Below are 8,939 nucleotides of genomic sequence, written 5' to 3' on the forward strand. Positions count from 1 at the left end.
TATTAGTAGCTATCTAAATCATGGTTTAGTTGCGAGCAAGATAAAGTAAATATTTTTATAGTTACTTTCTCTTGTTGGTAACTAAACTTTTTTTTGTATCAAGAAAAATGCTTTTGCGTTATTTTTCTTGGTAAGGTCGACTACTATACATTTAAGGCAGATAGCAGATAACTTTTGTAAAGTTTCTTAAGTTTTATAGTAGAACCATTAGTAATTATGAGCAATCGCTTTCGGTTGCAAAGTAAAACAAGCTGGCATTTACGTTTATTTGCTTTGTGTTAGGTAAACGTAAATGTATGGTTTGTTTTATTAAATTTTGGGGAATGAGAGGATTTTATAATCGCTCATTTTGGATGATTTAAAGCTAGAGATTAAACCTTTCCTTGATAGTTATAAAGTTTAAAATTTATTTTTCAAGTAAAGATTTTACTTTAGTACTAAATCGTAGTAATTAAATTGTTTTTGAGATAAACAATAAATGTAGATAAAACTACTATGCATAGTCATGCACTCTAATCTAAGTTTGCATTTATGCTAATAGTCTTTTGAGTACTATAGCTGTTCTTACTGATATATAAATATTAACCACATTAAGCAAACTTTTAGCTAAGTACGAGATTTATCTATATTTAAAGCACGGATAAACTATTTATTATGGTTCTGGACAACGTAAAAAAAGTAGAGAAAGTGACAGTTCCTGGTTGGATTCACATCGCTCTAATCATTTTATTAGGTATTAGTTTCTACGAAACGTTTATAGGTTACTCGGAGTTAATGGGTAAATTCCCAGCTTTAGGTTTCTCACTTGCTGTAACCTTAATTCTTTTTGCTGGTACGATTACTATCGGTAAAGCTGTAGTAAATAGAGAAAGTGTTGTTGCTCCATTCTTATTTACTATCGTATTCGCTTTAGTTACTTATGCAGGTAACTTTAACGCTTTCTTCACACAATTCAATACAGAAATTATTTACCGTAAAGAATTAACTTTACATAAAGATGAATTAAAAGATGTACTAGAAAGTGCGAAAAAAGTAGTAGCAGTTAAAAGTGCTGATGATTTAAAACTACAAAGTGATGTAAAAGAATTAGTATCACAATTAGAAATTCAAGTTACTGATCCTAGCCGTCCAGGTTTTGGTAAACGTGCTACAGAATTATTAGCAGAAATCTCTAAAGTTTTAGGTAAACCATTAACAGAGCTTTCACACAAAGATGCACCTCAAGCTTTAAGATTATATAAAGAACAAATTGATAAAATCCTTAACGAGCGTTTAAAAAATTCAGAGTTAGGTAAAGCACAAATTTTACTTAACAACGTAACAGCTGCTGCGAATGCTCAATCAGTAAAAATTGATAAAGTATTACAAGGTGGTCGTGGTGAAATCATTAGAACACACGGTTATAGTGTAATCCAAGAATCAGTTGATACAGTGAATGCATTACGTACTGAAGTAGCTAAATACGCGGACGACGAAGAATTATACAAATTTGAACCTACTAAATTCGGTGCTGAAGAGATTGGTAAAATTACCTATGCTTTCTCTGAAGGTTGGGGTAACTATAAATTTATTTCAATTTTCATCACCATTCTATGTTTAATTATTGACCTAGCTGCGCCGTTATATCTAATCTTTGTTGTAGGTGACAGAGTGAAAAAACTTGCAGAGAAAAATAATACGAGCAACAGACGTAGAGCTGCTAGCAGTTCACTTGATTAACCGGAAAATTATTTATGGCTAAGAAAAATAATAATCCTTGGGAAGATTTCATTACTGAAATGGAAACTGATAAGACAAGTTCTACTGATAGTTCTAAAGACAGTAGCTCGTTTTCATCAGACAGTTCTTCATCGTTAAGCGAACAAAGCAGCGATAGCTTTGGTAGCAGTAGCGATTGGAAATCTGATAGTAGCTCAAGTAGCTTTGATAGCAGTTCAAGTAGCTTTGGCAGTAGCTATGATTCGAGTTCTTCTTCATTTGGTTCTGGCAGTTCGTTTGATTCATCAAGTTCGTTTAGTTCGAATTATGATTCAAGCTTTTCAACTACAGATATCAGAAATGATGATTTCGATTCAAGCCCAATTAGATTTGATCGTGATCAAAACTTACAAGCGCAAAATAAATTAAGCTTTGAAGAAGCTGGTCTGCGTTTAGATGATCTAAATAAAGACGCCGAAACAAAACACTACGTGTTCGTGTTTGGTGCTCCGAACTCTGGTAAAACGTTCATGATTGCTAATATTATTAACTTCATGAACGTAGGTGCTCAAGGTACGGTTCGTTTACACCCTCGTGCTTCTGATGATGCTCGTACTTTATTCTCACGCTTTGTACAAAGTTACGATAGCCCATACGACTCAACAGCACGCTTAGGTCGTACAGGTACACGTGATTTCTTCGAAATTCCAGTATTGTTTGAGCCTACTAACCCGAAATTACCAACAGTTGAATTAACTTTCTTAGACGCTTCAGGGGAAAACTTTGAGCGTGCGTATAAATCGCACGAGGGAGTTGATGACAAGTTTGTAGGTCAATTACCAGATTCGATTTCAATTATTTTACGTTCGAAAGTAAACAAACACTTTTTATTCCTCTATGACCCGATGAATAAGAGCAATCACAATCGTGATAATCAAAAACGTGCTCCACAAGCAATGGTGTTACAAGCTCTATTTAACATTGTTAGAGAATATAAAGATTTTGATTACTATCCAAACGATCGTCTTTTAGTAATTACGAAATCAGATGAAATTCCTGAACAAGTAAAAGCTGACTACAATAATGACTCTCGCCAATGGTTAGAAGATGCTAATGCAAGTCACAATAGCTTATCTTTAGCAGGTTTTGCGAAAAACTTCTTTGCTGAAAAAGATCGTAGCAATTTAAGTATTTTCTATTCTGCGGGTAAAGTACAAGGACAAACTTTTGAGCCGTCTTTATATACTGCTTCAAAAGTATTTAGTTGGATTTACACCAATATTACAGGTAAAAAATTAGTAGCTGAACAACCATCTTTCTTTAGACGTGTTAAAAAGTGGTTATCTGGCTAACCTATCGTTTTTTAATAGCTAGATATATTTTATATATCTAGCTAATTTTTTATCTCAAGCTTTATTTATGCGTAATAGTACCTTATTTAGCTATGGTATTTTTGGGACGCCTAATGGTTTCCAATTTGCTAATGAAGGATCAGTTTCAGGCAATATTATTCATACCTACATCGATCCGGATAAGAGCATTGTTGAGCATTTAGCAGCTCCAGAAAATACTTCAGCCAAGCCTGTATATGTAGTGCGCAACTTTATCGATGATGAAGGACAAAAGCAAGCTTACAATTTTATTATTCGTCTGCATGCCGCAAATCAGATAGATAAAGGGCGTCCTGAAAATATTCATGGCTCATATGTAATTACAACGGAACAAATTGCTAACAGCAGTATTAATGGTGAAAGAGTTGTTCAATTATTAGATCGTCTAGATAAACAACAATACGAACTGGGTTATTTGAGAAATAACACTCATGACTATGTAGAGTCAATTGGTAACTTTAAAACATTTGAAGTACAAAGCCTTGCTCAAAGTATTGAATTTGTAACTAGTCGTATTAACTATCAAGGAGATAAATCTAAAGATCTCTTAGTAGTTATGGAAAACGATCACATTAAAGTTAATGAGCAACAAGCTATTGGCTATGTAATTAGTTCAATTTTTCGTCAAAGCTTAAACACCTTTTTTAAACATATTATTGTTACGGCTGATCCTCATTACATTCAAAGTGTAATCAAATTGAATAAGCATCTCATCGTAAGTTCGAATTACTTTTTAGGTAAAAGTGCAGATGGAGTTCTTAGTCAACCAAATGATGCTTTAGTAAGTTCGCTGTTAAATATGTTTGCTGAAAGTTCGACTCGTCAAGTTGAGAATATGCATCGCGAATTAGTGCATCGAACTTCAAAACTTGAAAGTGAACTACAAAAACAAAGTGCAACTTATCGTCAAGAGCTACAAAAGCAACAACAAGTAGCTAAACAAGAGTTTGAGAAAGCAACGGGTGCGTTACAGCAAGACAAACTCAATATTCTGAAACAAGCTACACAAGAAAAAGAATCTTTAACAAAAAAATTACAAAATGAACGTAATAGAGTTAATCAAGAAGTACAAGCTGAAAGAAACAGATTAACTAAAGAATTCCAAATAGAGAAAAACAAATTAGTGTCGAGCTATAAAAACGAACGAGATAAGCTTGTGCAAGAGGCTAAGCAAAGAATTCAAAAGTTAGAAAGTGAATTAAATAATCGTTCTTCTGCATATTCTGATTTAGAAAATAAATATAAATCTCTAAGAGAAGAGTCTAAGGCTGCTAAAGATTTTTCTAAAAAGTGCTTTGATGATAAAGAAGCTGCAGTTAAAAGAGAAGAAGAGCTTAATCGTAAGTTTAATCAAGCATCTAAATATAGTAAAGATATTACAGAAAAATATAATGCTTTACTAGCCGAGAGAGAAAAGCTGGTTGAAAAATTAAAAGAAGAAAGCGAGAAGTTAAACAACTATAGTGTTTTTGATAAAAAGCTTGTGGAAAAAGATAACGAGATTAAAAAGCTCTTAGAAGAAATCAAAGAATTGAAAGATAAAAATCAAGTTGAAGTTGATAAATCTAAGCAACTTGATCTACAGATAAAACATAGTTCTCAAGTAAATGAAAGAAATAAATCGACGATCAAAGATTTGGGAGATAAATTACGTGATGCTAAATCTCTCTTAGATAAGCAAATAAATAGTTATAAAAAACTTGAAGAAGAAAAAATATCTTTAGCGAAGAATTATAAGATTTCTCAAGATAACGTAGCTAAATTACGTCGAGATCTAACCAGAGAAGTTGATCGTCTGAAAAAAGAGCATGCTAATAATTTTGAACGAGCTGTGATTAGTCGAGTTGGGCAACTTAAAGATTTAGAAAATAAGCTTAAGATCGAAGCTGCCAATAAAGACAAACGTATTCTTGATTTAGAGAGTCAGTTAAGTTTGTTAAGAGATTCTAATTCTACTTTAATGCAACAAGCTAAAAATCAAGTTAGTGCTGAGTTAACTAAAGAATTTGAGAAACAAAGACGAGCCCTAATTGAAAAGCTTGACCAAAATCTAATCAATAAATTACGTGAGCTAAAAGTTCAACATAAAAAGCAAATTCAGCAGTATGAATTAAAACAGCAAAGCTTAGAAAAAGAACTTAAAGAGGTGAATACGCGTAAAGAGACTTCACTACAAGAGCGAACTAATAAATTAGAACAGCAATATGTAGCGCAGTCAAAAGAGTTAGAGAAGCTACGTAAAAACTTCCGTGACAGTAAAGAAAAAGATATGGAAGAAATATCGAAGTTAAAAGCTGAACTACAAGAAGAGCGAGCAAAATTACTGCAAAACTTTTCTTTTAGAGCTGAAGAATTAAGCCGTAAAGAAAAGGATTTTGAGTTAGAAAAAAGTAACTTTGAGAGAAGAGAGCAAGCTTATAAAAATGATATTGAGCAGTTTAATAATCAAAAACAACAGTATGAAAATATCATTAAGAGCTTAAATCAATCTCTTAAATTTAACGAAGATAAAGTGCATAGACTAGAAAAAGAGCTTATAGAAAGACAACCTACTTCAGCTCCAACTAATGATCATCGAATCAGAGAGCTTGAAGAAGAGAATAGAAAGTTACAAGAGTCTTATAAAAAAGCAATGGACTTTATTAAAGAACAAAGTAAAAAGTTTAACTCATAAATTAGAAGTAAGTTTTATAACAGTTGTTATGCTTTTAACCTCGATCAGAGCTGTATCACTATAAGTATTAACGTCTTAAATATTTAGGCACTGTCTATACGATCTTAGCCTTTTAAGGTACTTAATTACACTAGTAATTACTTTAGTTTAAGATGGCTAGCATTAGAGAGTGAGATGGTGCAGGTAACTTGTTCTTTTTTAATAGAGAGTTTAGTTACTAAGAGGCAAATTAGTAAAAATACTAATAAGCAAAACCATATTAATTATTTATTTTTAATCTACAACCACTAAATACATACACGAATAAGTTATTTATGAATTTTAAAAATTTCTCTTGGGGTATTATTGTTGCCAATAATGGGGCACAAGCTTATTACGATCAGAACTTGAATGCATTTGTTAAGCACACAAATAATTCAGAGTTATTAAACAACCTTGATTTAGTAGATAAAGACTGTCCTAGTTTATTAGCTTCACCAAGTAAAAAGAGTAAAGGTTTCCTACGTTTAAGTATTGAAGTAGGTAAGTTTGAATATGATAAGCAACTAGGTATTAAGAAAGCTAGTTACTTCTTAGGTTACTATCGTTCTGTAGCACAGCAAGGAACGGATCGTCCTGGTAACTATGCTGCTAGCTTTATCTTTTCATATAACAAAGAATTAAATACGCCAGCACGTGTGAACAGTGCTTTACGCGGTCTATTTAAATTAAATAGCTTTGTTTTAGATAAGTACACAGACTCTGAACAAAATGTATTTACTTCATCTCCAGATAATCAGGTAATTGAAGTTGCTGGACAAACGTTTAGAAATGATTTACTTGAAATTGATCGAGAATTAGAAGCAAAAGTTGATGCTGATTTTAATCAGGTTTCTGTAAAATCATTAAATAGTGAAAAAGAACCACATTTATATTTCAGCGCAGCAGAAAAATCACCAGAGCAACTTGTTAGTGCCTTAGTAGCTTTATTTAATTCGGAATTAATTTATCGTTTTAAAGAAATTTACATTGCTCTAGATCAGGATGCTATTGATAACTTCAAAGCTCAAAAAAGTATCAATATCCAATCGATTGATTTACTAAATACTAATGTCGTTGTTTCTTCATTTGTTGAGACGAAAAAATACTTACAATTAGTTGTACAAAAAACTAATCAAAATATTGCTAATCTTCAACAAGAAAATCAACGTACTATAAGTAAATTTAATCAAGAGATAGCAAATATTAAAGAAGCTAATACATCAAAAGTTAATCAATTAATTGCAGATAGTAAAGCCGAGGTTGACGCTCGTGACAAAATAATTGCTAGTCATGAGGCTAATGTTCAAAGACTTTCTAACGATTTAACTAGGTATTCAGGTGAATTAGCTTTATATAAACAAAGTAATACACCACACGCACAAAAGTTCATAGAGAATAGCGATACTTATAAAGAATTAAGCAATAAGTTCATAAAGTGCCGCAGAAACTTAGAAAAGACTAATGAAAAAGTAACTCAGCTGGAAGAATATATAAAAGATAAAGATAAAGAACTTCGTAGTGCAAAAACTACAAATCTTTTTGTTTCAATAATAGCTGTAGTTTTTTCTTTATTAATCATTGCTTTCTGTGCAGCGACAGTGTTTGGTTTAATCCAAGTAAAGACAGGATCTAGTAACGAGCCTGCACAAATGACAGAAAAGCCTACTGTTAAAGACCTTTCTACTTTAAAAAGAGATGCTATAAGTGTTGCTGATCTTGGTTTAGATCTCCAAGATGCTGATGATTTAAACGATAGCTCTAAATATGAAGGGAAATTAATATTTACCAATAAAGATACATTACGTAAATTTATTATAGATTATATAAAAGAGACCGGATCTAGTAATTTAAATTTTATTGACGTAAGTAATATTACTGATATGTCTGGATTATTTGCCGTTAATGAAAATGAAAACGCTATAAACCCAAATATTGCTGATTGGGACGTGTCTAAGGTTACTAATATGAGTCATATGTTTGAAAACAATACTGAATTTGATGGTGATCTGTCGAATTGGAGAGTAATTAACGTAACAGACATGAGTTACATGTTTAAAGGTACTTACTTCTATGGAGATATTTCTAAGTGGGATGTTAGTAATGTAGTAAATATGACGGGTATGTTTGAAAATAATAATGCTATAGAGAAAGGTTTTAAATCTTGGACTTTTAATAAAGATGTAAAAGTGGACAATATGTTTTGTACGAGAAATGATTCTGAAAAATACGATACTGACAGAAAAAATAAATTGTTAGAAAACTTACCTGATAGTACTAGTGCTGGAGTTAATTTTCAAAAAGCATTTTGCATTACTACATCTACACCAAAGGGTAAATCAAATAACAGAAGATAGAGGTGTGTTAAATGAATATTACAGCTAAGTATAGATTTGTAGTTCTTTTATCATTAATATTTTCATTATTATTAGCTGGCTGTGGTAAGAAATATGAATTTTTTGATATTTCTTATAGTGATTTGCCTCAAGAGCTTAAATATACCGATTTATCTAAAAAGAATGTAACAGTAAAAATTACTAATTTAGAGCAGTTGAAGAAGTTCATTAATGAGTATATTGATATAGTGGGCTACGATGCGGATTTAAATTTTATAGATATAAGTGATGTAACTTCTTTGGAAAGATTATTTGCTGGATCTATAGAGGTTCTGAACATAAAAGCAAACGAAAATTATCCACATTTACATTTTTTTAATGGGGATATATCTAAGTGGAATACTATCAGTGTTACTAACATGAATTTTACATTTATGGGCTCACTTTTTGGAGGGGATATATCTAATTGGAATGTGAGTAATGTTGAACACTTAAATAGTACATTTTTGTTAAACGGAAAAGTAGGAAATTTAGATTTATCTAAATGGGACGTTTCGAAAGTAAAGGATTTTACTTTTACCTTTTCTCCTCTTACTTTTTTTAAACATGATCTTTCAAATTGGAATGTAAAGAATGCTATAAGCTTATGCGGCACGTTCTATAATTTTCGTCCTAAAGAAGAACAAGACAGCAATTTATTAAAAATATATGATAGTTGGATACAACAAAATGTAAAAGCGAAAGAAATTTTTACTACTAATTGTGAAAAGTTATAAAAAATTAAATATGATTGGAAAAATATATTTTTGAAAATGCTAATAG

At 31.5% G+C, this 8,939-nt stretch carries 5 protein-coding genes; all 5 read left to right on the forward strand.

The genetic code is table 11. From position 1 onward, the window contains the following. Positions 1 to 654 precede the first annotated feature (654 nt). Positions 655 to 1,719 (forward strand): hypothetical protein, encoded by a 1,065-nt coding sequence (locus CKF58_RS05080; protein ID WP_119531623.1) that lies wholly within the window; start codon positions 655 to 657, stop codon positions 1,717 to 1,719. A gap of 14 nt (positions 1,720 to 1,733) precedes the next feature. After that, positions 1,734 to 3,050 carry a hypothetical protein gene (locus tag CKF58_RS05085; protein ID WP_119531625.1) on the forward strand — a complete coding sequence of 439 codons (1,317 nt, stop codon included), beginning with the start codon at positions 1,734 to 1,736 and terminating at the stop codon, positions 3,048 to 3,050. A gap of 67 nt (positions 3,051 to 3,117) precedes the next feature. Beyond that, entirely contained in the window at positions 3,118 to 5,763 is a 2,646-nt protein-coding gene (locus CKF58_RS05090) for a hypothetical protein (protein WP_119531627.1), read from the forward strand. A 314-nt stretch (positions 5,764 to 6,077) separates the two neighbouring features. Next, complete coding sequence (locus CKF58_RS05095; protein WP_119531629.1) at positions 6,078 to 8,138, forward strand: BspA family leucine-rich repeat surface protein; 2,061 nt, start codon at positions 6,078 to 6,080, stop codon at positions 8,136 to 8,138. A gap of 11 nt (positions 8,139 to 8,149) precedes the next feature. Beyond that, complete coding sequence (locus CKF58_RS05100) at positions 8,150 to 8,893, forward strand: BspA family leucine-rich repeat surface protein (protein WP_119531631.1); 744 nt, start codon at positions 8,150 to 8,152, stop codon at positions 8,891 to 8,893. Positions 8,894 to 8,939 lie beyond the last annotated feature (46 nt).

Source organism: Psittacicella hinzii, assembly GCF_003585935.1.
Lineage (GTDB): Bacteria > Pseudomonadota > Gammaproteobacteria > Enterobacterales > Psittacicellaceae > Psittacicella > Psittacicella hinzii.